The following is a 26,610-nucleotide window of genomic DNA, read 5'->3' as shown; positions in this document are numbered from 1 at the left end:
GCTTCCAATTATTAATGTATAAATATCTTTAAATTTAAAAGTATTGAGTACCACATATGTCTTAATTCAGGATAAGTACGGTTAATATTTCTACTAACCTGAACTTTTTTCTTGTTTTGTCTAGTTTTAGCCTCTTATTCTAAAATGTTCTTTTTTGAAATTTAAGGGAGAACAATTCATAAATTTATCAAACTGCCTGTAAAAAAAAGGCAGACTTTCATAGCCACATTCGTAGGCAATTTGATTCACCTGTTTATTGGTTTCAATCAACATTCGACAAACCCTATTAATTCTATATTCATTGACAAACGTAAAAAAGGACTTGTTTAAATTCTTCTTAAAAAAACGACAAAAAGCCTCATCTCCCATAGAGACCAAAGAGGACACTTCGCTTAATTTTATCTTCTGCGAATAATTTTCATGAACAAAACTATAAACCGACTCAATTCTTTTATGTGACTTGCTATTTAAATTAGGTGTAAAACCTTCTGCCACCAAACATTCCGTAGTATCAATAGCCGCTAAACCTTGTAGTAAATTTAGAAAGCCCATCATTCTTTCAAAAGCAGGTTTCTGCATAATTTCAAGCATCAAGGCAGCAATTCTAAAGGCAAGCTCTTGCTTAAACAATACACCACGTGCAGATTTCTCTAACAAATACTTTATTCGTGAAAATTCTTTTTTTTGCAACCAGCCCTCGCCCAAAATCTTGTCATCCCACTGAAAAACAATAGACTCTACATCTCCTGAATTTTCTTCTGCGTTTTCTTTCCAACAATGCGGTAAATTAGATCCCAACAAAACCAAATCTCCCTCTTCAAACTGCTGAACACTATTTCCTACATAACGCATTCCTTTACCTTTGACTATAAATGTTAATTCATATTCAGGATGAAAATGCCAGGGTGCCTCAAAACCTTCATTTTTATAAACAAACGTATGAAAAGAGCTTTCTGTACTTAAAGGAATTTTTTCGTATTCTGCTTTCAATATTTTTTACATTTCCTCAAAAATACCTAATTCTACCCCTAATAAAAAAATATCGAGTTAAAAATATCAAAATAAGATACTGATTAGCTAATAAAGTTAAATTCTACTATTCTTTGAGCTCTTAAATTTGTACTTCCATACAACAAACAACAAGATATAGACATGAGCATACTATGTAAAGCAGCCATAGCAAAAGGCGACGGAACTTTTTCGATTGAAGACATTAAAATAGGAAATCCCGAAAAAGACGAAGTGATTGTAGCCATTAAATCGGCAGGACTTTGCCATACTGATCACGATTCTTTGAACTGGGGAAAACCGATTATCATGGGACATGAAGGTTCTGGAATTGTTGAAGTCGTAGGTGAAAATGTGACGAGCGTAAAAGTCGGTGATGCCGTTATTTTAAACTGGGCAACCCCTTGTGGTACATGTTTTCAATGCTCCAATGAAAATGAACATATTTGTGAAAACAATTCGCCAGTAGTTGCCGGAGGAAATGGCTATACACCTGGACACGCACATATAGAAGGCACCACTTGGAACGATCAACCTATTGAACGCTCTTTTAATATAGGTACCCTATCTGAATATACCTTAGTCAAAGAATCAGCTGTTGTAAAAAACCCAATCCAAAACATGAGCCATGAGGCAGCTAGTATTGTTAGTTGTGGTGTTATGACTGGTTTTGGATCTGCTGTAAATACAGCGAAAGTTACCGAAGGATCTTCTGCCGTTATATTAGGAACTGGTGGTGTGGGACTAAACGTTATACAAGGAATCAAAGTTTCAAAAGCTGCAAAAATTATTGCTATCGATATCAATCAACAGCGCTTAGATATGGCAGTTCAATTTGGAGCAACACATACTATTTTAGCAGACAAAAACGACAAAGGACTTTTATTAGCCGCGGAAAAAGTGAAAGAAATGACCGATGGAAGAGGTGCCGATTTTGCTTTTGAATGTACTGCTATTCCTGCTTTAGGAGCAGCTCCTTTGGCCATGATTCGAAATGCAGGAACCGCTGTTCAAGTAAGTGGTATTGAAGAGGAAGTCCTGATCGACATGTCACTTTTTGAATGGGATAAAAAATACATCAATCCACTTTACGGAAAATGCAATCCACAAAAAGATTTTCCAAACATTATCAACCTTTACAGTAAAGGAGAGATTTTGTTAGATGAAATGATAACAAATAATTATCCCTTAGAAAAATTGCAACAAGCCTTAGACGATATGTTGTCTGGAAAAAACGCAAAAGGCGTTATTGTTTTTAAATAAATCAACAACCTATGTCGCAGTTTAAAACCACAGAAATTTCTGATCCCCAATTTGAAAGCAATCACTTACGCTTTATCACCATAAAAACGCCTAATTTAAAAGGTCGAGGTGATATTTGTGTATTTGTACCACCTACAAAAAATGCTAAAAACCTGCCTATTGTAACCTTATTACACGGAGTATACGGTAGCGCATGGATTTGGGCACACAAAGCGGGTGTACATTTTACTGCGCTTAAAATGATGGAAGCAGGACTCATACAACCCATGGTTATTGCCATGCCATCTGATGGTTTATGGGGTGATGGTTCTGGCTACTTAGCACATAATTCCAAGAATTTCGAAAATTGGATTTCTGATGATGTTGTTGCTGCTGTGAAAGAGAATATTTCCTGTACCGGACCAAGCTCTAAAGTATGTATTTCCGGACTTTCAATGGGAGGTTATGGTGCTTTAAGAATTGGAGCTAAATATGCCCATAAATATGCCGCTGTTTCCGGACATTCTTCAATAACAAACACCAATCAAATGCCTTTGTTTGTTGAAGAAAATGAAAGCGAATACCAACAAAAAATAAAAAATGAAGAAGATGTTTTTCATTGGATGTTTACCCATAAAGAAACCCTACCCCCATTTCGTTTTGACTGTGGTAAGGACGATTTGTTAATTGAGCACAACAGAATTTTGCATCAAAAATTAACCTTGGCCAATATTCCGCATCAATACCAAGAATTTGAAGGGAAACACGAATGGAGCTATTGGCAAGAACATATCAAAGACACATTATTGTTTTTTGACAAACAGTTATAAATACCCCATCCTATTTCTAAAACAACAAACTAATTAATTTCTAACTAAGAAATTAACGACTAAAATCAACCGTATGAAAAAAAGCACTTTACCAGATCCATTTGAAAAAGCCCGTCAAGAAAAAGGTTATGGAGAAATGGACGATCAAAACGATCCTGTGACAATGGCTTTACGACTGAAAGACGTGCGTAAAGGAGCTCATAACTGGAAAACCTTGCAATCTGGAGCAGAACCAGGAAGAATTGTCATTCCTTCTGAAGTAAACATCAGAGACACACGACAAATTCCTTTTGAAGTAGACCCTCCTGAACATAAAAGTTTTAGAGACATTCTTGATCCTTGGTTCAAAAGACCTTTGGATGAAGCTTACCAAGCCAAACTTACTGTACAAATTAGTGACTTGGTAGACGAAATTCTTACCAAGGATTCTGTAGAAGTTATTGAACAATTTTCATTGGTACTGCAATCTAGAGCCTTAACTCTACTTTTAAACACACCTTTTAATGAAGCAGAAACTTGGATTTCATGGGGAACACACGTGTTTAGAAGTGAAGGAGAATCTTTAGATGGTGACAAAGCAAACATCTTGTACGATTATATCGACAATCGTATTGACCAAGCTATTGAAAACCCTGGTGAAGATTTATACTCTGTTCTTTTAAATTCTGAAGTCAACGGAAAAAAACTAACGAAAGAAGAAGTCAAAGGCGTAATGATTTTAACCTTTGCAGGAGGTAGAGACACTGTAATTAATGCAGTATCAAACACCATTGCCTACTTGGCAGAACATCAAAATTCATTTGACCGATTGCGTGAAGAGCCTGAAATTAGAAACAGAGCTATTGAAGAATTGATTCGTTATTTTTCTCCTTTAACACAAATGGGAAGAGTAGCTACCCAAGATACTGCTGTTTGTGAACATGCCGTAAAAGCAAACACAAGGGTTGGACTTTGTTGGGCTTCTGCAAACAGAGATGAAACCGTTTTTGAAAATCCAAATGAAGTAGATTTAGACAGAAAAATAAATCCTCATTTAAGTTTCGGATTTGGAACACATAATTGCTTAGGAGCTACCCATGCAAGAACAATTATGAAAATACTTTTACAAGTATTGACAGACAAAGTAGCCTCAATGGAACTACTAGATGCAAAAGATAATATAGAAGAATTAGGAGCATTCAAACGCAAAGTTGGCTTCCACAGTTTACAAGTTAAATTTCATAAAAAATAAAACCATGGCAAAAATAACATTTATTACAAGCGACAAAGAATCAATTACATTAGAAGGAACTTCAGGTTCTGTCATGCAGCTAGCTGTAGACAACGGTATTTCAGGTATTGACGGAGATTGTGGAGGCGTATGCTCATGTGCCACTTGTCACGTACATGTAGCTCCAGAACACGTTAGCAAAACAGGAGAAGCAAGCGAAATTGAAACCGATATGTTAGAATTAGATGAAAACGTAAGCGAATACAGCCGTCTTTGCTGCCAGTTAGAAATTAGCGAAGAACTTGATGGTGTTGTTTTACACGTAGCTCAATAAAATCAATCAAACCTAAAACAAAAGTATCATGTCTGAAACGAATTCAATAGACAAAACCTGCGTAGTTATTGGAGCAAGCCATGGAGGCGTCAACTTCGCTTTTGCGCTTAGAAAAGAAGGTTGGGAAGGGAAAATTATCTTGCTAGACAAAGACCCCGTACTACCTTACCACAGACCTCCTCTTTCAAAAGCTTATTTAACAAGCGAAGATGCTATTGATAAGAATTTATTGAAATCGGCAGAAAGTTATGAAAAACAAGCGATTACTTTACAGCTTGGCGTGACGGTTAAATCAATAAACCGAACAGAAAATTCTATTGCCTTAACTGACGAGACAGTAATAACTTATGATAAATTAGTTTTAGCAACAGGTGCACGTGCTATTATTCCACCGATTAAAGGAATTGACCAAGCCAAAAACTTGTTTCCTTTAAGAACAGCAGGAGATGTAGAAAATATCAGAAAAGCCCTACAAACAAGTACTACTAAAAATGTAGTGGTGATAGGTGGAGGCTATATTGGCCTAGAAACTGCCGCTTCACTAAAAAAACTAGGCGCAAATGTGACGGTTTTAGAAAGAGAAGAGAGAATATTAGCCAGAGTTACTGCTCCAATAATGTCTGATTTCTTTCAAGAACTTCATGCAAAAAATGGGGTGGACGTTCTAACCCATAAAAATGTAGTTTCTATTTGCCCTGATTCCAATACGGTCAGTTGTTCTGACGGATCAACTTACGAAGCTGATCTCATTATTGTTGGTGTAGGGATTTATGTAAATTTAGAACTCGCAAAAGAAGCAGCTATCGTTATAGAAAACGGTATCAAAGTAGACGAAACTGCTAAAACAAGTGATGCCAACATATATGCTATCGGAGATTGTACTTTCCATTTCAATCCACATTACGATCGTTTTATACGCTTAGAATCTGTTCAAAATGCTGTGGATCAGGCAAAAATTGCAGCAGCCACTATTTGTGGCAAAGCTCCAGTTTACAATTCCATTCCTTGGTTTTGGTCAGATCAATACGACATAAAATTACAAATGGTTGGACTTTCAACAGGTTACAACAAAGTACTGCTTAGAAAAGAAGAAGGAGACTTACAGAAATTTTCTATTTGGTATTTTAAAGATGAAGAATTGCTAGCCGTTGATGCTATTAACAATGCCAAAGCTTATGTTCTAGGAACCAAATTCATTAAAGAAAGAAAACTCGTTGACCCTTTAAAACTAACGGACCCAACCATCCCTTTTAAACCACTGAATCTAGTCAAAGATTCCTAATTACTATATCAATAACCGAACTCAATAAAAAAGCCCGAAAATTAATTCGGGCTTTTTTACATTTAAAAGGAGCTCAACAATCTTCACTTCTAAGCTTTTATTTATTTTCTATTGTTCTTTTCACTGCATTATCAGTTTGTAATACATACATCCCAGCTAATACATTTAAAACACCCACAGAGCTATTTAAAAACAAAACCCTAGTTCCTATCTTATTAACCTAGAAAGCCCAGCAGCATTAATCCTGGCATCATACATCGTTTTATTGTATACATGAAAACATTCCTAATTCCTTAGCAGCAACCAAACTCTATAAAAAAAGCCCGAAAATTAATTCGAGCTTTTCCATTAAAAGTAACTAAACAATTAATACTTTTAAGTTTATTTTTTCACTACTTTTCTTTTCAATCCATTGTCTGTTTGTAATACATACATACCCGCTGGTAAGTCTGAAATATCTATGGCGTTTTTTGCAGAAAAATTCTTTACTACTTGGCCCATTACATTAGAAACTGTAATAACATTTACATCTGACAAGTCTGATATATTGATAACACCTGTTGTTGGGTTTGGATACACCAACAAGCCTTCTGTTTCAATAGCAACAGGAGAAGTTGACAATACAGTCTCATTATAGACATCAATCTGATCTACATAATAAATTTCTTGAGCAGTATTATTTGTAGAAGGATCAAAAGAAATATCAATTCTAGTAATTGAAACTTCCGTATCCGCTGGATCACCAATAAAAGGAAGGTAAAATTCTTTTTCTTGCCAAACATTAGCAGTACCAGTGTAAGCTAGTGTTTGTTCATAAATATTTCCTGATGCGCCATGATTCACTTTCAAATAAATATTTCCACTAGCCTTCGGCGAAATAAATTTAACACTGATATAATTTCCCTCACTTGCCATACTAATAGCTGTAAAACCGCTTAAAAGCAATCTTTCCCAGCCAAAAGAGTTAGACTCTTCCGTTACTTGAACACAAGTAGCAGTAGTATTAATACCATCTGTTACTGGGTTCGCAACCTCAGCAACTGCAATTCTCGCATCGTTACCCTGCTTTCCTATAGTTACAGTTTCAGAACCTTCAAAATCAAACCTATACCCATTCGTTACGGTTATTGTTTGGTAAGCCGAAGTGTACGCAGGCGACTCTTCTTCATTTTGGAATGAAATGTACAATCTGTATTCAACACCTGATGCCAACTCAGACGAAAGTGCTAAATCTGATGGAATTCTTACCGATGAAGTTGTAGCCACACCTGATTGAGTTCCAATAGTTACTTCATCAGCCACAGCACTTGCTTTCCATAAAAATGTGCTATTGTTAGTATCATATTCTCTCAAAAGAAATGTTACTCCTGACCCTTGAACGGTATGTCCTGTACCAACATCATAATTCCCTGACAAGGTAAGTAACTGGTTTTGAGTCACGGTTGTTGGAGGATCTATTAAACTAGCCGATTGGCTATAAACAAATGTAGTTGCTATGAAGCATAGCGTAAAAAGTAATTTTTTGATCATCATAAATATGGTTTTGGTTATTTAATAATACAAATTTAAGGTCAAACTCCTTTTTCTAGTTGTTTGTATGTACGCAACACTAATACATATGTATATACAACTTGAAAAAGTGACTTATTTCAACTAGACATTAACTGAACAACTATCATTAACATTATTATAATTCTAACATTTTAACCAACAGTTAAGGAGTCGAAAGCACAGCATCTATAGTTGTTTACCTCCCATACAAAAGTTTTGTTTAATAAATAGACTAACAGTATTTCACTCATTATAAACTTATTTATTTATTTGAATGCGCATCACGGCAAATTGCTTGTATCTTTTTTTACGATAACAATTAGACCATTTATCTACTAGCCTAATGTACATTTGAGGTCCTTATTCCCACAATTACAAATACTTTTGTTACTCTTAGAAGTAGACTTATTATTTCTGAAATAGCAATCATCCTATTTTTTAATTTTCAAAAAAAAACAACCCAACCAAAAACTAATTTACACCAAACTAAAAAATGATTAGAATTATACACTTTTTATGCCTTCTAACTTTCCCCATTAGTTCTGCTATTTTCGCACAAACTATCTATGTGGCTACAGATGGAAACGACAACAATTCAGGAGCAATAAACAGCCCTTACAAAACTTTTAACAAAGCCATCTCTACAATGACTGCAGGTGGTACTTGTATTATAAAAGGTGGTGTTTATGAAGAAGAATTTATAATAAACACTAGTGGAACATCTGGCAATTATATAACTTTTAAAGCCGCTAATGGTGAAGAAGTTGAAATTAGAGCAACTTCTTCTATTAGTGGTTGGCAGCTTCATACAGGAACTATTTACAAGGCCAATGTAAACATGACTATTGACAGCAAGCTTCAAGCGGTTTATCACAATAACAATTATATGGACTTGGCTAGATGGCCCAATAATTCCGATGCCAATCGATGGACATTAAATACAGTTCCTGTAACTGGCGGAAGTGCTTCTAATTTTTTGGCTGACGATATTCCGAATATAGATTGGACCGGGGGAATGGTGTATTATCTTGGTGCACACTCTGGAACTAGTTGGACCAGAAGTATTACTAACAGCACCAACACTAGTATTGAACATGCGGGGGTAAATATTAATAGTTGGCCCTTCACCCCCCACAACCCTACCGTATGGAGAGATAACCCAAACAACAACAGAGGTCAAATTTATTTATTCAATAAACTAGAAGCCTTAGACTATGCCAATGAATGGTACCAGGACAACATTACTAATACACTTTATTTCCAACCTTCTGACGGAAACAAACCTATAGACGGCGAAGTTACCTACACCAAACATGCCTATGCCGCGCAGTTAAACGGGAATTATATAAAATTAGAAGGCATTAACTTTTTTGGAGGAAGTGTGAAAATTAATGGAAACCATGCCATTTTTATAAATAATAAAATAACTCATGGTGTTGAAGGACATGACGACTTAAACAACACCTCAGCAAGTGTTGGCCGTGCTGCCATAGAAATTTTAGGTGAAAGTACTTTGGTTAAAAACTGTACCCTAAACCACAGTGCAACAAGTGGAATTAGTATTCAAAATTGGGCAGGTGCACATAACACGACTATTGAAGCGAATACAATTAAAAACACCGATTACTTGGGAATACACGCTACCCCAATTCGATCATCCGCAAATAACGTGACCATCGTTAAAAACACCATTTTAAATGCAGGTAGAGATGGGATCTATGTAAGTGGTCAAAACTGTGAAGTAGCCTATAACGATGTATCTTATGCCGAATTGATCAACAGCGATTCAGGCGTTTTTTATACTGTTGGAAATTCAACTTTAAAGAATACAGAAATTCACCATAATTGGCTGCACGACTCCACTGCCCCAAACTACTCTCATAAAATAGGAGAACCAGCAAAAGCTGCTGGAATATATTTAGACAATAATAGCAAAGGATATACAGTTCATCATAATGTTGTTTGGAACGTGTCGTGGAGTGGTATACAGGTAAATTGGAACAATACTAATTTGGATTTTTATCACAACAGCTTTTGGAATGCAGAACGCGCCATGGACTCGTGGGTAAATGGTTACGATCAGGAAAACAACAAAATCTATAACAATTTTGCCAATACAGGCAGTTGGTTTGCAGGAAATGGAAGCTCAGAATTTGACATACAGAATAATTTAATTTCAGCTAGTTCTCCATTTACAGATGCAAATAATCAAAATTTTTATCCCGAAGAAAACAGCACAATTGTAGATCAAGCAAAGATTATTTCCGGATTCGAAAAATCATTTATGGGAAATGCGCCTGACATTGGTGCTTATGAATATGGAGGAACCAAATGGACAGCAGGTATAAATGCTGTTCGAGATACAGGAGCTCCCCTTCCAAACAATCCAAATTATGGTTATGCCCAAAATTTTGAAACAGCTCCTTCAGAAGAAGTACCTGCAAACGACGATTTAATTGTTGATTATGATAATGATTATGTGATAGGAAATAATGGACCAGCAGCTTCTGAAAAACAATTGGGTAGCTGGGCTGAAAACCCATTTAAAACAGACTTAAACTCAAGTAACAATGCATTAAAAATAACTGAGGAAGTTGGAGGTAAAGCATGGGCGTATCCTGCTTTATTATTTGGAACTAGAGGCTTCACTATGAATGCTTCCGAAGGAAAACACCTCTTAATTAAATTTTTAGCTACAAATAAAACAGACTTTAGCTTTACTATAATTCCTTGGATTGGAGGTACAGCGAGTACAGGCATTACGAAAAACTTTAGCGGATTAAATTCAAACACTTGGTACCAAACTTCCTTCGATTTTACGGAGGCAAGCGATGGATATATTGCTCGTTTAGATTTAAAATTTGATAACAATGAAGGTGTTTATTTCGTAGATGACTTCATCCAATCTACTACAGGTATATTGACTGTAGAAAATGTGAATCGAAAAAGAATTGCTGTATTTCCAAACCCAACAAATAATTATCTTTCCATTTCCGGAGATGACTCTATTCAATCCGTTGTTATTTTTAATAAAGTCGGTAAAAAGCTTTTCACTTTTAACAACCATCAAAACATGGATGTATCTTCATTAAGTCCCGGAATCTATCTCTTAAAAACGGACAATGGAACTACTTTTAAATTTATCAAATACTAAACTAAAGGTAGCGCCTGTAGGTTAAATCAAAGGAAACAATAATAAAAAAGGGAACAACCGATAAGGTTTGTTCCCTTTTTTTTTGCGATTTAAGTTCTCTCAACAAATATATAGGAAGATCCTTTCAGGCGCTCTTATTAAACTGAATCAGACATCCACAAGGGTAGATTTGCATCTAATTCGCTTACAAAATCATGGCCTAGCTCAACCAAATTGACCAACAAAAAAAAGAGACTGCCTTTTCAGACAGTCTCTCTTTTAAGTTATAAAATATAGAATCACTTATTTTTTCACTACTTTTCTTTGCAATCCATTATCTGTTTGCAATACATACACACCTGTAGGTAAATCAGAAATATCGATAGAATTATTAGCTTCAAAAGTTTTTACAAGTTTCCCTGAAATATTTGAAATACTAATTGTTTCAGCATCATATAAGTCAGAAATAGTTAACAAACCTGTAGTTGGATTTGGATACACGTTAATTCCTTCTAATTCAACTTCAGACAAACCTGCTGAAGCATCCACTGTAAATGCATACTGAGCAGTTGAAGGTGTGAAATTTGCATCAGAACCAGCAACTTGTCTAAATTGATAAAAATAACTTGGAGCGGGAGTAGTAGCGTGATCTACATAATTATTCCCTTCATCTCCTGCATTTGGATCCCAAAGCGCTCCTAAATCAGTAGAAGGTCTTATTACACCTGCATTTTTAACAGATGCTGGAATTGTAATCGTAATGGTTGCTTCTACATCTTCTCCTGCAGGTAAAACCTCAGGATTTGTAAATACGCCATGCCATTTATCTGAAAATAAAGACACACCTTCAACAGTTCCATCTGTAATTGTCCACATCGTGAATTTAATTCCACCAACAGCAATATCCTCCCCTACAGAAGTATATTTAATATTCACATCTAAACTTGTTGTTTCAGCATGAAACACTTGAGGTTGTGGATTAAAACTATAAGCATCTAGTGCAACACCAGCTACAATAGTCACAGGAATTTCAGCAGCTCCAGATGCCCATGCATTGTTGCTGTTTTGAAAACCAACACGTAAAACATGTGTAGTTCCTTCAGGCAAATCAGCAGATGGTGTTAGATCTGGCACTGTCCATGCCTTAGTAGACGTACCCGTATGTGTACCATTCGTTGTACCATCATTTGACCCTGCTTTCCAAACATAAGAAGTTCCTGTTTTTTCAGATATCGAAAATTGAAGGTTAGCTGACCCAGTACCTCCTACTGTATAATCTAATCCCTCGCCATCATCACCTGCATCATAAGTAGCAGAAACAGGCAAGGCATCTCCAATAGTTAAAACTGCGTTGTCAGCAGGACTCGTTACCCAAGCGGTAGTTGGTCCAGTTTGTGCCATTGAAATAGTTGCCGTAAGAATTGCAACAAGGCTAAAAAGTAATTTTTTCATCATAATACTATTTGGTTAATTGATATTGAATTATTTCGAGATAAAAGTAATACGATTTCCTGTTTACATTTGGATTATATGTGTTTAAGACTAACACATATGTGTAAGTGCAGCTTACAAAAAATATTGACAAAACTCGCCAAACTAAGTTAACACACTCTAAAACAGCAGTAAAAAAAACTAAACAACCAATAAACTACTTCCATAATTGTTTTCTAGCTACTAAAAAAATACCTCCAATAAAAAAGGTCCATTTGACAAAATCAAATGGACCTTTAAAAAAGTAAACCGAAAATTAATTAAGGTCTATCATCTAGTTCATCTAGATAGAAATCATCAAAATAAACAACCCCTCTTGTTGTATCATCACCTGTTAAACGCATCATAAAAGTCACATCAAAAACATCAGAATCTGCGGTATATTCAATAGATTTTTCAACCCATTGATCTACAGGATCACCAGAAATACCTGTCCAATATCCTTTCCACAATCCACCACCTGTTAAGTGTGGCCATGTTGCATTCGAAGTATTTCCTGCTACAGCATAAAATTTATAAGAAAATCTATACGTTTTTCCTGCTTTCAAATTCACTTTAGCACCATTTGCAAAAGCATTGTACATTGTAAATCCTGGTCTTTTTCTTTCAACACCATCTAAAGTCCATTTCATACTATAGGTTCCTGAAGCTGCTTGTTCCGTAGAATATTCTAACAAAATATCACTTTCCCAAGAAGGCTCCCAAACACCTGAAACACCTGCATCTTCAAAACCAGAGGCATTTACATCGAATAGGTTTCCTAAATCGTACATTTTTACTGGCTGATCAGTAAAAGCTACAGGAGTTCTTGTGTCCGTTGATTCAATTCCTGAACCATCCATCAAACTAACCGTTACCATATCTGTTTTATAAATTGGATCATTTAATTCAATATCTAAAATCGTTTCATCACTTGAATTGATGGTCAAACTTTTAATACTTGCGGGTACATCGTTTACTTTTACTTCAAAAAAGGACTCTTTTGCCGCAAAAGGAGCAAATTCACCGTTAAAAGGAATTTGGATCGTTTGGTCTTCCAACTCAGCAATGGTACCTGTTACCACAAATGGTTGACTTGAAGGAATTACTTTAATAGGAGAACCTATTTTATAGGTTTCCCAATCACCAGGAATATTTTGTCCTGAACGAGATACATTTACAGCACCTTCAAACAATCCTAATTTTTTCAGTACAACTGTTGCCGTACCTCCTGGTTGTGTAGAAGCCCAAGCATCTCCCACATTAAAAGCTATGGTTGTTGGTCTTCCTATAACTGTTAAATCCGTAATATCTAAAGATTCACCAGCTTCAACTTTAATTGTATCTAACGGATTGCTATGTGCAATTACAGCACCGCCTTTACTCAATTCAATGATTGGAACAATCGTATCATACACATCTACAGTAAATGTTTGATCCATTACCCAGCGGTCTCCTACCTTTACTGAAGGAATTATAAGTCCGGCCGGACCTCTAAAAGCGACAGAGTCTTCAAAAGTATTGAACAAGCGTACATTTTGCATTCCTCCTTTTTGAAACAATACATGAATTGTTGGATCAGTAGAAACAGTATCTCCAGCATTAATGATAAATTTATCAAAAACACTGTCCAATCGTTGTATAGGTCCTTTTAAAAAGAAATTCCCTTCACCAATGGTCCAAGTATGTTCAATTTCTCCCATAGATAAATCTGTAAAAGAAATATATTTTCCTACCCCTACATTGTATTCAGCTTGACGTAGCTGACTTGTATACCAACCTACATCAGAAAATGAGTTTGGTTCGTCGTAATCTTCATCTTGACAAGCAACAAACAGGCCTGCAAAAACAAATGACAATGCTATTATTATTTTATTTTTCATATTGTTCATATTATTGGTTATCATATAATTTAGGATTAGCAGTAACTTCAGCATTTGGAATTGGCCAATAGGCATTTTCCGATTCTAAATAGTTTTCCGCAGATTTATCAAATTCTTTATAGATAGGATCTGCTTCTTCCGCTCCATCATCGCTTAGAAGAGCCCCCCATCTTGTAATTTTCTTTTTCTTTGGATCTCCGTCTTCTGTTAAATCTTCAAAATCAAAATACTCATATTCAAAATTTGTAGCGTAGTATTCTTTTTGAGCAAGCTCTGTAAATCGTTGTTTAGCAATCCCCCATCTTCTTAAATCAATGGCACGAATGGCATGTCCTTCTGCAGACAATTCTAAAGGTCTTTCAACATACATTAAATGTTCCATTAAACTATTGGCATCATAGGTAATATTGTCATGGTCAGAAATTGGGTATTCACCAGAACCTATAGCTCCTAATAAAACAACTCCAGAACGTTTTCTCACTTTATTAATATACACCAAGGCCTCATCTACTCCGGCATCATTTGTACCACCTTGAATCAAACACTCAGCCAACATCAAATACACATCTGCCAAACGAATAACTCTAATATTTACACCTGATCGAGGAAATGAAGCAGAAATATCCTTTTCACTTTCAGCAATATCCCAATTGGTATATTTTCTCCAATAAGAAGTCTCCCCATTATTAAAAGGAGTCGTTATTGCTGGTACTTGTCCGTAATAGTCTAAATCCAAATCATCCACCAAAGCAACTGAATGAGAAGTTCGTAACGAATATTTACGTAATTCTGTAACTGTTCCTGTAACATTTCCAGTTTCATCATACACATCTCTTGTAACAATATTTCTTGGATCAGAAGTGTCTAATTGTTCTTTTTTGTATTCCATAATCAACCAACATGCTGGGTACATTGATCTCCAGCCACCTACAGGACTTAAAGCAAAGTTTAAGGTACTTGAAGTTTGTTCTGCGGAATACGGATTGATTTCAGATTTGTAAGTCAATGAATAATTAATTTCCAAAATTGATTCTTGGTTCAATTCATCTCTTGTTGTAAAATTACTTCCAATATCAGGAGTAAGTGCATAATCATAGTCATTGATTACTTTTCTGAAATAGCTTTCAGCATTTGCATAATCACCCGCATACAAATAAGCTTTCCCTAACAAGGCTGCACAAGCACCAGCAGTTAATTTACCCGCGTTATTCTTAGAGTATGTAGCAGGCAAATTTGCCAAACCATGCTCTAGATCTGCCATAAAAAATCCTTTTACATCTGTTGCCGAACTTACAGGTTGAAATAATTCCGTTTCATTAGCAGGAACAAAATCATAAATTGGCACAGAACCTTCATTAAAAGAAGAATGCAAATAGAAATAAAACAAACCTCTTAGCCCTCTTGCTTGCGCTAAAATAGCTGCTCTTTCTTCTTCACCTTCTTCACTAAAAGTTCCTTCTAACCTTTCACATGCTGCAATTACCTGATTGGCTCTAAAAATTCCTGCATACAAAGCAGCCCATTTTCCAGATGCTCCATTGGAATCATTAAAACTTTGCAAATAATGCACGTTGCTAGTGTTTGGTCTTCCATAACCAGGGTAGGTCATATCACTTCTGTTGTATTCAGACCCGATATCTAAAACATTTCCATTTTTTAATGCGTTGTATACGGCATTGATTCCTGAATTTAAATCGTCCAAATTCTTCCAAAAACTTTCTGTAGAAATTTGATTTGGATTGACTTTATCAAGAACATCGTCACTACATGCTGAAAAAGTTGTGGCAACTAAAAGCACCACTACTATTTTATTTATTAGTGTATTTTTCATTCTTAAATTTATTTTTTGTGAGCTTATATCTATTTTTTTCATGTTCAATCTATTTAAAATTCGAATTGTACACCTGCTCTAAACTGTCTACTAATAGGGTAATTACCTCTATCAATTCCTCTTGTGCTTAATCCATTATTTCCTACTTCTGGATCATAACCTTCATATTTTGTCAATGTCAATAAATTTTGAGCTGCGATATAGAACCTTAATTTAGAGATGTTCATTTTTTCAATCAAGTTTCTTGGTAATTTGTAACCGATAGAAAGATTTCTCAATCGAACAAAATCTCCATCTTCTTGCCAAAAATCTGTAAACCCTCTATAGTTTTCATGATCACGACCTCTATTTGTTGGAATATCAGATGTTGGATTCGCAGGAGTCCATTGGTAAGCCAAATCTTTATGGGTTCCATATTTGTAAGCTACTGCTTTACTTCCATTCATAATTTCTCCTCCAAAGGCACCATACCAATTCATAGAAAAATCGAAATTTTTATAGTAGGCTGAAAAATTCAATCCCAATTCAAAATCTGGCACTCCACTTCCAGAGTATTTTCTATCTTCATTTCCAATAGAACCATTTCCTGCATCGGCAATTCCGTCATTATTGGTATCTTCCGTTAACTGATCTACATATCTTAAATCACCTAAATTAGCAGAAGGCACTAATTTTTTATACTCAATCAATTCTTCTTCGGTTTTAATCAAACCATTTGTTTCGTGCAAAAAGAATGCACCAGCTTCATAGCCTTCTTTTAAAACGGTCACATTATCTTCTCCTGGAGAAGATGTTACCAATTTACTATCCAAATAAACAATTTCAGTAGTTCCCCCAAGGTTGGTAATCACATTATCATTCTCAGCATAAGTAAGCCCTAAATTCCAAGACAATTTGTTTCTACCTGTATGTTTGTATTTTAAAGCATACTCAATTCCTTTATTGGTCATATCTCCAATATTCAACATTACTGAAGAATTGGTTCCTGCACCAGTGGTAGGGGCCAACAACAAAGGCATCAACATATCTTTCTTTCTTGTATTATAAATATCACTAGAAAGTGTCAATTTATTTCTAAAGAAACCGATGTCATATCCGAAGTTTGTAGAAACAGTAGTTTCCCATTGTAAATCTGGATTTTTATATCCTGTTTGAATAGCACCTTGTCCTAAAACATCAGCACCTTCTGCTCCGTATATATAATCTTGATTTAAAACAATTGACGGTTGGTTTGAATAATGTAAAACTCCTTGATTTCCTGTTGTACCTTCACTTACTCTTATTTTGAAAGCATTCACAACATCTTTTACAGGTTCCCAAAAATATTCATCAGACACATTCCATCCTAAAGAAATAGAAGGGAAAGTTGCCCATTTTTTTCCTTTTGAAAATTGTGAAGAACCATCTCTACGAACACTTACACTCGCCAAATACTTCCCTCTATAATTGTATTGTACACGACCAATAATACCATTAATGGCAGCGTCATAATCTTGTCCCCAGTTTGTTCCAGATCCTGCCGTTGGATCGTTTAACGCTCCATTAAGCACCAATACATCATTACTTACTAAATCTAATTTTGTAGCATTGAAAGAAGAAAATTGAAATCTTTCAAAAGAATACCCCGCAAATACTTTTACGCTATGAGCTCCAAATTTCTTGTTATAGTTTAGCATATTTTCCCAAGAATAATTTTCTCTTCTTCCACTATAATTATAAATACCCGATCTGGTTTGAGGAGGAATAACTTCCCCTTCCGAATCACGACTGATAAACAATGGATTGATTCTTACTCTTGTATCATTTGTATAAGAAACACCCGCACGTGAAGTGAATTTTAAATTTTTCGTAAAACTATACTCAGCGTTTACATTCGCATTAAAATGCTCTCCTTTATTTTCATCTGTTTGTTTGAATGAAATTAAAGTATTACTCAAGTTTTGTGCTTCCACTGTATTTCCTCCACCAGAAGATTGTGCTTCAGAAGCATTAGGATCAATTGCCTGTTGGTAAGGGTGGTATCTATTTACGCGTAGCAACATATCCCAAGGAGCAAATTGTTTCTTCTCTACTCGAAGTCCGATACCCGTATTTACTTTTAATTTCCCTTTGGTAAACTGTGTGTTGGCTCTTAAATTGAAACGTTCATATCCAGAATTTAAAATAACTCCATCTTGATTAAAAAAACTTCCAACAACACTATACGTCAACCCTTCTTTACCACCTGAAACACTGATACTATGGTTTTGAATTTCAGCTTGATTTTGAACTACCAAACTTTCTAAATTGGTATTATTGGTCAACTGTGTAATTCCATATTCAATAGGTGTCCAAGTTTCTCCAAAATACGTTCCATTTAAAGTTGCTGAAGAAAGGAATTGTACATACAAATCTTCTTCGAAATCTAATCTAGGTGTTAATGAAGTCACATCTTGTACACCATAATAGCTGTTCAATTTGACACTCATGGTACCAACTTTTCCTTTTTTGGTTGTAATTAAAATTACCCCACCGGCACCACGTGTACCATAAATCGCAGCAGATGCAGCATCTTTCAATACATCAATGGTTTCAATTTCTTGAATTCCTAACTTAGGATCACTTTCTTGAGGAATACCATCAACCACATATAAAGGAGCGCTACTTGCATTCACAGAACTCAACCCACGAATAATTACATTAGACTCCGAACCTGGAGCACCGGAACTTTGTGTAACATTTACCCCAGCAATTTGGCCTTGTAAAGCAGTTCCTAAATCGGAAGTTGCCATTTTTTCTAACTCCTCAGCTTTCACACTAGAAACGGCTCCTGTTACTTCTTTCTTTTTCTGAGTACCGTAACCAATAACTACGACCTCATCTAAAGCAGCAACGTCCGATACTAAAGTAGCATTGATGATTGCTTTGTCACCTACTTTAATTTCCTTAGCGATAAAACCTAAATAGGTAAATAAAAGGACATCGCCTTTCTTCGCCTTGATTTCATACATCCCGTCAAAATCTGATATGACACCATTGGCTGTACCTTTTACAAGTATGGAAACCCCTGGTAAAGGTTCTCCATCACCTGTCACATTACCTTTTACGGTAATTGATTGCGCTTGAATTGGCGCAAAACTCAACAACATAATGCTGGTTATTGCAAAAGCTTTGAGCTTCCAATTAGCAAGTAATTTGAATTTCATATTTTTTGTTTTAAGTTAATATGTTACAAATTTTGGTTTTATTTAACATCTATGAGGCAACAGATGTTTCCATAACTAGAACAATTTTTCACAAACAAAAAAGCCGAAAAAAGACTAAGAAAATTAAATTTCAGTCATTTTCGACCACTAAAACATATGTTCAAAATACTACAACACTTTTTTAACAAACTCACAACAAATAGACTAGACAATCCATAGACTACAAGCTTTTTAAGAGTTCTAAGGAGGCGAAAAAAACTTTTTTAACTGTAGTGAAAAAGAAAGATATTTTACCTTATAAGTTCCTTTTCGAACAAAATATCGTTTAAATAAGACCTCGAAAACCTCTATAAAAGCAGTTTTTTTTAACAAAAAAAGCATTAGCCCAAGCCGAAACCAACTTATGACTAATGCCAAACTACTATCAAACTAATTTTATAAATATACTTCTAACAGGGTAGCTTCAGAAGATTGTAAATTCACTTTTGTAATACTTGCAGGTAACAAAACAGTTTCTCCGCTATCAACTTGCAATTTTTCTCCATTGCAGTCTAGCTCAAAACTACCAGCCACACACATATAAATAACAAAGGAGTCTAATTGACTGTAATCTTTGCTTAAACGCCCCTCTAAATTCAATATATCTGTTTTAAAATAAGGCGAATGCACTAATTCTGTAAACTGATTCTCTTTTAATTCATAAGTTGTTTTATAATTTTTATGTACATCATAATCTATGGCCTCTAAAGCCAATTCAGTATGCAGTTCACGCTGTTTTCCTGTTGCTTCTTCAATACGCTCGTAATCATAAATTCTATAGGTAACATCAGATGTTTGTTGGATTTCTGCTAACACAATTCCAGAACCAATGGCGTGTACCCTTCCTGTAGGAATATAAAAAGTATCGCCTGTTTTTATTTTTTCAGAATTTAGCAGCTCCAAAACGCTTCCATTCTCTAAACTTTCCACATATTCCTTTTGACTGACATTTCTATTGAATCCAACAATTAACTCAGCATCAGGTTCTGCATCCATGATATACCACATTTCATTTTTACCAAATGAATTATGACGTGCTTTCGCCAACTCATTATTAGGATGTACCTGAATTGAAAGTGGCGTTTTCGCATCAATAAATTTAATTAAAATAGGAAAGTCATTTCCAAATTGCTCGTACACTTTATTCCCCACCAAATCGCCTTTATAGCTGTTTAGCAACTCTTTTAAAGTTTGTCCTTGCAAAGGGCCATTAGCAACTACTGAGACATCTCCTTCTACATCTGAAATCTCCCAGCTTTCGCCAATATTTTTCTTATCTGACGTTTTTTTAAAGGTGGTTATTAACTTTTCTCCTCCCCAAATTCGTTCTTTAAGTATGGGAATAAATTTTATTGGATCCTTTAATTTCATGTTCTTATTTTCTTCTAATTCAGCAAATAATGTCTATCTACTACTTGATTTACTGTTATCGAATTTACTTTAATTACAACTTACCGTAGTAATTGAATTTGCTGTCCCATTATCAGTAGTAGCCCCACAAGTTTCAACAATACTATTTTCAGAGGCTGCTCCTAAAACAACAGGGTAACTTGTGTGGTTGGTTAATGTTATATTATTGGACGACTGCTTATAATAGGTATCCTCTCTTCCTTGTTCAAAACGAATCGATCTATTTTCTCCAGAAATCATTAGCTCTGCATTTTGACTTGGAGTTGCTTCTTCAGTTTTTAAAGTTACATCATGCCCACTTCCTCCTAAATACATGATTGGATGTGTTCCATATTTTTCATTACCTGCATCAATTAGGGTTACGTCAATTTTAGAATCTCTATCATGCTGATACGCTGTTCCGTACAAAGAACCATAAGCAGCATCTCCTTTACAATTTATTACTTCACCCAAAGTACCAACCCAAAAAGCCCCTTCAGTACCTGTTGCTACACAATTTTCAACAATCTTTGTGTCATTACAAAAACCGATAGTAACTCCAGATCTAAAATTTCTAATTGTACAATCTCTAACAATCATATTTGTTGTATGAATTGTTTCTCCCGTAATATAGTGAGGTCCTGTACTGTAGGCACGGATTCCATCTTCATGTTTACTAAACATCCATCCTGGTGTTAGTCTGTAGCCCCATACCGTCATAAAATCTACACCATCTGCTCTAGAATCTGTTCCTTCTTCAGCTAAAATATCGTCTGAAGTGCGAGTTTCATCTCCATACAAATCACATCCTTCAATAAGCGTGTCTATTCCTCCTTGTACAAAAATACCATGTCCGTATGTTTTTTGTACGATGGTACAGTTTTTTAAATGATTACGCTCTCCTCTAATCAATACAGAAGCATGTTTTTTATGAGAAAGCACCGTTGGTGCCCCTTTTCCAAAAACATCTCCATAACCATAAGGTGAAGAACCTCTAGCTGAAATATGAAAACCTTCAATACGGTTATCTACGCCATCCAATAAAACAGCCAAAGCAGTTTTAGAAGGAGGTGTGTCTCCAATATCAGCGATTGTCAAATTTTTAACCACATTATTTTTACCTACTACGCGAAATTCTTGAACTGCTACTGAACCAAAAGATGTAAATATATTGGTATCAAATTCAAAGGTTACTCCCGTAAAATCGTATGTACAATTTTCTCCTAAGATCTCAAATAAGGTAGGTTTGATGATTAAATTAGATGCAACATCTGCCGGTCCTATTTTATAAGTTCCAGGAGCCATGATCACATCAATATCACTTTTACGCAATACCCTGTTCAGGTCCTTTATGGAACTAACAAGAATTTTCCCATCTGTTCGAACTTCTTCTTCTTGAAAGATAATTTTTGGTTCGGAGTCGACATTGTCGAAATTACTTCCGCAATTCCATAAAATTACACTTGAGAAAAGCAAAAAAATATTTTTTAAAATAGTGGTTGTTCGTTTCATAATGTTTACAATTAGTTTTTCGTTTTTGGTTATTCGCTTAAGGTTATTTCTTTTTAAAACATTTTTCAGTAAAAACCTGATCGAAGAATTTTATTTATTCCCTCTCAAATTTCTACCGTTGATTTACTCTTGTAAAAATATCTCTTCAAAGAAATTTTATAAACAAATTATGGTTCAAACGCTATAAATTATCAACCCATTCATTGGCAAAACCTAGTTATACAATAAACTACGCCCCTATTTTTATATACTATTTGTTGTTTTGGTATTCGGTAACGACAGAAGACAGCATGGATTATAAACAAAATATTGTTGAATTTTATCTTGTTATTTATTCCAAACCAACGAACCCAATCCGTAGGTAGAAATCAAATTAATTGATTCACCCTTGATGAAAATCAAAATGGGGGTAGATGTATTGCAAATGGCAACGTACTTAAAAACGCTAGTGTCTTTATGATTAAAAACTTTAGTCTTTTTTATTTTGTTCAATATATTCTGAAGGACTCACGTTAAACAATTCTCGAAAGGTTTTACTAAAATAAGCCGTAGAATTAAACCCAGTCATATGGGTAACTTCTTTTATGGAATGTGCATTGTTTAACAACAACTCTGAAGCATATCGCAAACGAGTAGACCTGATAAAATTACTTGGATTTTGCCCTGTAATGGATTGTATTTTTCGATAAAACTGAGAGCGTCCAATTCCAACAGCTTCTAGAATATTTTCTAGTTTAAAATCTGGATCACTAATATTATCTAATATTACTTTTGTTGTTTTCTCAATAAAAGCATCATCCAATGAGCTGGACGTTAATTTTTCTGTAGGTAAAACAGCGCCAAGTTTAGAGAATTTTTCTTTGACTCTGGCCTTGGCCTCTAGTAAGTTTTTAATTCTGGCTTTGAGAATACTCATTTTAAAAGGTTTTGGCAAATAGGCATCAGCCCCATGCTCGTAACCTGTAATCAAATCTTCTTCTCGGCTTCTAGCTGTTAATAAAATAATAGGAATATGAGAGGTATCAAATTCACTTTTAATAGCGCTACACATTTCAAACCCATCCATTTCAGGCATCATTACATCGCTAATAATTAAATCGGGATAATATTTTGAAGCCATTTTCAAGCCTTCTTTTCCGTTGACGGCTACTTTTACTTTGTAGAAATCACTTAAATCATCCTTTAAATGATTTCTCAATTCTCTATTGTCTTCAACAATTAAAAGTGTCAAAGATTTTGAATCAATATCACTTGATTTAGTTTCTTCTTCAGGTAAATCATCATTAGAAATCAACATGTCATATTCTACAGATTTCACTGAGTTGATTAAAAATTGATTTTTAACCTTACCTACCTCTTTTGCTTCACCTGTCAAATCTAAAGGTAATTTCACAACAAAACTGGTTCCTTTTTTATTTTTACTTCTTACAGAAATTTCTCCCTTGTGCATTTCTACCAAGGCTTTTGTAAAATTAAGTCCAATACCTGTTCCCGATTTTGAAAGATCTAAATTGTAAAAACGAGAAAAAATATTTTCCAATTGTTCTTTGTTCAAACCAACACCATTGTCTTCAATCACAATTTCAACATGATCTCCCATTTTCCCTTGCTGTATTTTCAAGAAATTGGAATTTCGGATATCTACAAGTACTTCTCGAATAGTAATGGTAATTTCACCTCCATTGTCTGTAAATTTTATGGCATTAGAAATTAAATTGGTGATAATTTTTTCAATCTTATCAAAATCGAAAAGTGCTGTGATCTTTTTTGAAGTACAAACAAATTTGTATTCAATTTCTTTTTTAGCAGCCAATCCTTTAAATAGTAAAAAAATATCCTTTCCAAAAGTAACAATATCTCCTTTTTCCAATTGCAAAGGCGCCATTCCAGCATCCATTTTTCTATAATCTAACAATTGATTTACCAAATGCAACAAACGCATAGCGCTTCTTTGTGCCGATAAGGCAGAGGCTTTCACCAACTCGGTACTGTGTAAGCCCGTTAGTATTTTATCTAAAGGATTCAATATCAAGGTTAAAGGTGTTCTAAACTCATGAGACACATTGATGAAAAATTGAATTTTCATTAAATCCAATTTATGTTCCTGTGTTTTTTGAAAACTTTTGCTATACAGTCTCATAAAAAACCAAACCAACAAAGCAGCAGCTACAACGTAAAGCAAGTAAGCCCACCAAGTTTTCCAAAGCGGAGGTAATATTTTAATTGTTACAAAAGCAATTTCACTTTCTTCCCACAATTCGTCAATAGAAGCTTTTACTTCAAACACATAATTACCCGGTTCTAAATTTGAATGATTGACCACTCTATTTGCACCTACATTGATAAAATCATTGTCCAAACCTTTTAAACGATATGCATATTGCACCCGTTCTGGATTTTCTAAAAACAAGGCCAAAAACTCAAACGTTAAATAGTTTTCATTGTGCTTTAAAACCAAGTCTTTGGTTTCAGAAATATTTTTATTAATAAGAATACGTCCGTTAATGGTTTCTCCTGCTACAACGGCTTTATTATTTAGTTTTAAATGTGTGATTTGAGGCCGCAATGCAACTGAAACCGGTGTAATAATTTCATCGGGATTGAAAATATTGAAGCCATTGATACCCCCTATAATAATGCGCCCATCTTTTGTTTTTTCAATGGACTTGCTTTGAAATTCTGGTCCTTGTAAACCGTCATGAACATTAAAATTTTTAAACTGATGCGTAAATGGATTTAATAAGGACAAACCACCTTTTGTGGTGATCCATAAATTATGGTTGTTGTCTTCTTTTAAACCAACAACAAGATTGTTAGGCAATCCATTTTGAGAAGAATAGTAGGCTTGTATTTTTAAATTTTTGTCTAATTTGTAAATTCCATTATCGGAACCTAACCAAATATTCCCTAAATGATCTTCAGTAATATAATTGATTCCAACGCCATCTAAGGTAGGCGACTTTAATTTTTCAAAGGAAATTTCTTCAGGAATAAAACCGTTCAATTTCTTTAAATCAACCATGTTTAACCCCAAGGATGTTCCTACAAACAAGCGGTCTTTTGAATCTATAAAAAGACTAATCACTCGATCGCTAAGCAAACTATTTTTAGAACCGAAGCTTCTTTTATAGTTTTTAAATTTTTCATTTTTTGGATTGTATAAACTTATCCCTTCTGTTCTTAAGGCAAGCCAAATCCTATTTTTTGAATCTTCAACACCCGCCCAAACAGAATTTTGTCCTATAGATAAAGAATCTTTTGTGTTGTGATTGAATTTTATAAAAGTATTGGTTTTGGGATCAAATTTATTTAAACCGCCATCTAGGGTACAAATCCAAATAGCACCATCATGACTTTCAAAAGTGTATAAGATTTTGTAGGAACTTAAACTATTTGACTCCTTTTTGCCGTTTCCAAAATGTTTAAATGTTTTGTTTTTTTCATCAAACAGATTCAAACCTCCATTGTAGGCACTTAGCCAAATTCTACCTTTGGAATCCTCTAAAACCGATTGTATTGTTTTTTCGCTTAAACTATTCTTATCAAATGGTCTGTAATAATAATAGCCAAAAGGATAATTTGTTGGGTCAAATTTACTCACCCCTTTGTCATAACTCCCTATCCAATAAACCCCTTTCTTATCTTGAAATATTTTTGATGCTTTGTTATTGGGAAGAGAAAAAGGATCTGAAAAATCATTAACAATATGCTTTAACAATTTCACTTCTCCGTTAGTTCTGCTAAAAACATAAATTCCTTGAACATCTGTAGACACCCAAAATAAGCCATTGCTATCTTGATAAAAATCTAGAATTGGAATGTTCTTATCGACGATAGAAATATGACTAAATTTGTTTTGTTTTTTATTCCAAAGAATTAAATTCGACAAATCATTACCAATCCAAAAATCGCCTTCTATATCAATAAATACCTTTTTAGGAATATGATTCAACTCATAAGGCTCAATTTTATCTATAAGTATTCGATCAAAATTATCTTTATTGGCATTGTATTTATTTAAATACTCACCGTTGGTTCCAATCCAAATACTACCATTCTCATCCTTTAAAATTACATTTACGCCATTATGATCTAAGGATCTAGGATTGGACTGGTCATTTAAATAATAAGAAAACTCGTAATTTGACGTATTTAAATTATCGTCATTTAAAATAATTTTTATGACTCCGTTATTGGTAGCCACCCATAAAATATTATTGATTTCGTCGTACAATAAATCATTTATGATTTTCTTTGAACTTTTCGATAAAGAAAAATTTCGGTATAGGTTTACTCGAACAAACTTATTGGTTCTTTTGTTTAAAAGATTCAAACCATTATTGGTTCCTATCCATAAATTTCCTGCATTATCTTCTGCAATTTTGTTAATTCTATTGTTACTAATAGAGGTCGAATCTTTTTGAATAGATCTAAAAATTTCAAATTCATAGCCATTGTATTTATTCAACCCATCAATAGTACCAAACCATAAATAACCTTCTTTGTCCTGAAAAATTTCATTACAAGTACTGCTCGAAAGTCCGTCAAAAACATCTAAGTTTTCAAATTTCAAGTTGTTAAATTGCCCTATCATTGTTTGCGAAATAAAATAACAAACAACCATACAAAACCTGAAATTCATACTTAAAAATATTTTGAACATAAATTATAAAACTAAAGAAAGTATTTAAATTAATCAAGAAGTTAACTT

At 34.5% G+C, this 26,610-nt stretch carries 16 protein-coding genes; 7 read left to right on the top strand and 9 right to left on the bottom strand.

The features are described from left to right. Positions 1-126: 126 nt before the first annotated feature. Positions 127-990 carry an AraC family transcriptional regulator gene (locus tag FGM02_RS00455; protein WP_139955859.1) on the bottom strand — a complete coding sequence of 288 codons (864 nt, stop codon included), beginning with the start codon at positions 988-990 and terminating at the stop codon, positions 127-129. Between the two features lie 162 nt (positions 991-1,152). On the opposite strand from FGM02_RS00455, the gene FGM02_RS00450 reads away from it, so the two are divergent. The 5 genes from FGM02_RS00450 to FGM02_RS00430 all read left to right on the top strand — a co-directional run bounded on the left by FGM02_RS00450 (position 1,153) and on the right by FGM02_RS00430 (position 5,906). Beyond that, positions 1,153-2,271, top strand: a complete 1,119-nt coding sequence (locus tag FGM02_RS00450) for a Zn-dependent alcohol dehydrogenase (RefSeq protein WP_139955857.1) — start codon at positions 1,153-1,155, stop codon at positions 2,269-2,271. An 11-nt stretch (positions 2,272-2,282) separates the two neighbouring features. Next, positions 2,283-3,080 carry an alpha/beta hydrolase gene (locus tag FGM02_RS00445; protein ID WP_139955855.1) on the top strand — a complete coding sequence of 266 codons (798 nt, stop codon included), beginning with the start codon at positions 2,283-2,285 and terminating at the stop codon, positions 3,078-3,080. A 73-nt stretch (positions 3,081-3,153) separates the two neighbouring features. Continuing rightward, positions 3,154-4,311 (top strand): cytochrome P450, encoded by a 1,158-nt coding sequence (locus FGM02_RS00440; RefSeq protein ID WP_139955853.1) that lies wholly within the window; start codon positions 3,154-3,156, stop codon positions 4,309-4,311. A gap of 4 nt (positions 4,312-4,315) precedes the next feature. Further along, the gene (locus FGM02_RS00435; RefSeq protein WP_139955851.1) at positions 4,316-4,624 is read left to right on the top strand and encodes a 2Fe-2S iron-sulfur cluster-binding protein; all 309 of its coding nucleotides are present in this window, start codon (positions 4,316-4,318) and stop codon (positions 4,622-4,624) included. Positions 4,625-4,652: 28 nt separating this feature from the next. Further along, on the top strand, positions 4,653-5,906 hold the full coding sequence (locus tag FGM02_RS00430) for an NAD(P)/FAD-dependent oxidoreductase (RefSeq protein ID WP_139955849.1): 1,254 nt from the start codon (positions 4,653-4,655) through the stop codon (positions 5,904-5,906). Between the two features lie 381 nt (positions 5,907-6,287). Here the strand turns inward: FGM02_RS00430 and FGM02_RS00425 are convergent, their stop codons facing one another. Continuing rightward, entirely contained in the window at positions 6,288-7,439 is a 1,152-nt protein-coding gene (locus tag FGM02_RS00425) for a T9SS type A sorting domain-containing protein (RefSeq protein ID WP_139955847.1), read from the bottom strand. A 511-nt stretch (positions 7,440-7,950) separates the two neighbouring features. Between FGM02_RS00425 and FGM02_RS00420 the strand changes: the two genes are divergently transcribed. Continuing rightward, the gene (locus FGM02_RS00420) at positions 7,951-10,611 is read left to right on the top strand and encodes a right-handed parallel beta-helix repeat-containing protein (protein ID WP_139955845.1); all 2,661 of its coding nucleotides are present in this window, start codon (positions 7,951-7,953) and stop codon (positions 10,609-10,611) included. A 282-nt stretch (positions 10,612-10,893) separates the two neighbouring features. Here the strand turns inward: FGM02_RS00420 and FGM02_RS00415 are convergent, their stop codons facing one another. Both FGM02_RS00415 and FGM02_RS18235 read right to left on the bottom strand, forming a co-directional pair. Continuing rightward, on the bottom strand, positions 10,894-12,045 hold the full coding sequence (locus tag FGM02_RS00415) for a T9SS type A sorting domain-containing protein (protein ID WP_139955843.1): 1,152 nt from the start codon (positions 12,043-12,045) through the stop codon (positions 10,894-10,896). A 296-nt stretch (positions 12,046-12,341) separates the two neighbouring features. After that, on the bottom strand, positions 12,342-13,943 hold the full coding sequence (locus FGM02_RS18235; RefSeq protein WP_243739314.1) for a hypothetical protein: 1,602 nt from the start codon (positions 13,941-13,943) through the stop codon (positions 12,342-12,344). On the opposite strand from FGM02_RS18235, the gene FGM02_RS18380 reads away from it, so the two are divergent. After that, a complete protein-coding gene (locus tag FGM02_RS18380; RefSeq protein ID WP_394344431.1) occupies positions 13,924-13,971 on the top strand; it encodes a hypothetical protein in 48 nt (15 codons plus the stop codon). The genes FGM02_RS18235 and FGM02_RS18380 overlap by 20 nt on opposite strands. Here the strand turns inward: FGM02_RS18380 and FGM02_RS00405 are convergent. The 5 genes from FGM02_RS00405 to FGM02_RS00385 all read right to left on the bottom strand — a co-directional run bounded on the left by FGM02_RS00405 (position 13,954) and on the right by FGM02_RS00385 (position 26,493). Beyond that, positions 13,954-15,774 carry a RagB/SusD family nutrient uptake outer membrane protein gene (locus FGM02_RS00405; protein WP_139955841.1) on the bottom strand — a complete coding sequence of 607 codons (1,821 nt, stop codon included), beginning with the start codon at positions 15,772-15,774 and terminating at the stop codon, positions 13,954-13,956. The two genes, FGM02_RS18380 and FGM02_RS00405, sit on opposite strands and share 18 nt — an antisense overlap. A gap of 53 nt (positions 15,775-15,827) precedes the next feature. Beyond that, entirely contained in the window at positions 15,828-18,959 is a 3,132-nt protein-coding gene (locus tag FGM02_RS00400; RefSeq protein WP_139955839.1) for a SusC/RagA family TonB-linked outer membrane protein, read from the bottom strand. Positions 18,960-19,394: 435 nt separating this feature from the next. Then, entirely contained in the window at positions 19,395-20,369 is a 975-nt protein-coding gene (locus tag FGM02_RS00395) for a type I phosphomannose isomerase catalytic subunit (protein ID WP_139955837.1), read from the bottom strand. Between the two features lie 69 nt (positions 20,370-20,438). Then, on the bottom strand, positions 20,439-21,899 hold the full coding sequence (locus FGM02_RS00390; protein ID WP_139955835.1) for a right-handed parallel beta-helix repeat-containing protein: 1,461 nt from the start codon (positions 21,897-21,899) through the stop codon (positions 20,439-20,441). Positions 21,900-22,368: 469 nt separating this feature from the next. Next, on the bottom strand, positions 22,369-26,493 hold the full coding sequence (locus FGM02_RS00385) for a hybrid sensor histidine kinase/response regulator transcription factor (RefSeq protein ID WP_139955833.1): 4,125 nt from the start codon (positions 26,491-26,493) through the stop codon (positions 22,369-22,371). Positions 26,494-26,610: the final 117 nt, after the last annotated feature.

It is taken from the genome of Flavicella sediminum (assembly GCF_006381105.1).
Taxonomy (GTDB): domain Bacteria; phylum Bacteroidota; class Bacteroidia; order Flavobacteriales; family Flavobacteriaceae; genus Flavicella; species Flavicella sediminum.
Note: the sequence above shows the minus strand (reverse complement) of the source record. Positions and strands in the feature narration are given on the sequence as shown.

Coding starts and splice junctions, on each gene's coding strand:
- FGM02_RS00450 (WP_139955857.1), top strand. CDS start 1,153: ATGAGCATACTATGTAAAGCAGCCATAGCAAAAGGCGACGGAACTTTT.
- FGM02_RS00445 (WP_139955855.1), top strand. CDS start 2,283: ATGTCGCAGTTTAAAACCACAGAAATTTCTGATCCCCAATTTGAAAGC.
- FGM02_RS00440 (WP_139955853.1), top strand. CDS start 3,154: ATGAAAAAAAGCACTTTACCAGATCCATTTGAAAAAGCCCGTCAAGAA.
- FGM02_RS00435 (WP_139955851.1), top strand. CDS start 4,316: ATGGCAAAAATAACATTTATTACAAGCGACAAAGAATCAATTACATTA.
- FGM02_RS00430 (WP_139955849.1), top strand. CDS start 4,653: ATGTCTGAAACGAATTCAATAGACAAAACCTGCGTAGTTATTGGAGCA.
- FGM02_RS00425 (WP_139955847.1), bottom strand. CDS start 7,439: ATGATGATCAAAAAATTACTTTTTACGCTATGCTTCATAGCAACTACA.
- FGM02_RS00420 (WP_139955845.1), top strand. CDS start 7,951: ATGATTAGAATTATACACTTTTTATGCCTTCTAACTTTCCCCATTAGT.
- FGM02_RS00415 (WP_139955843.1), bottom strand. CDS start 12,045: ATGATGAAAAAATTACTTTTTAGCCTTGTTGCAATTCTTACGGCAACT.
- FGM02_RS18235 (WP_243739314.1), bottom strand. CDS start 13,943: ATGAAAAATAAAATAATAATAGCATTGTCATTTGTTTTTGCAGGCCTG.
- FGM02_RS00405 (WP_139955841.1), bottom strand. CDS start 15,774: ATGAAAAATACACTAATAAATAAAATAGTAGTGGTGCTTTTAGTTGCC.
- FGM02_RS00400 (WP_139955839.1), bottom strand. CDS start 18,959: ATGAAATTCAAATTACTTGCTAATTGGAAGCTCAAAGCTTTTGCAATA.
- FGM02_RS00395 (WP_139955837.1), bottom strand. CDS start 20,369: ATGAAATTAAAGGATCCAATAAAATTTATTCCCATACTTAAAGAACGA.
- FGM02_RS00390 (WP_139955835.1), bottom strand. CDS start 21,899: ATGAAACGAACAACCACTATTTTAAAAAATATTTTTTTGCTTTTCTCA.
- FGM02_RS00385 (WP_139955833.1), bottom strand. CDS start 26,493: ATGATAGGGCAATTTAACAACTTGAAATTTGAAAACTTAGATGTTTTT.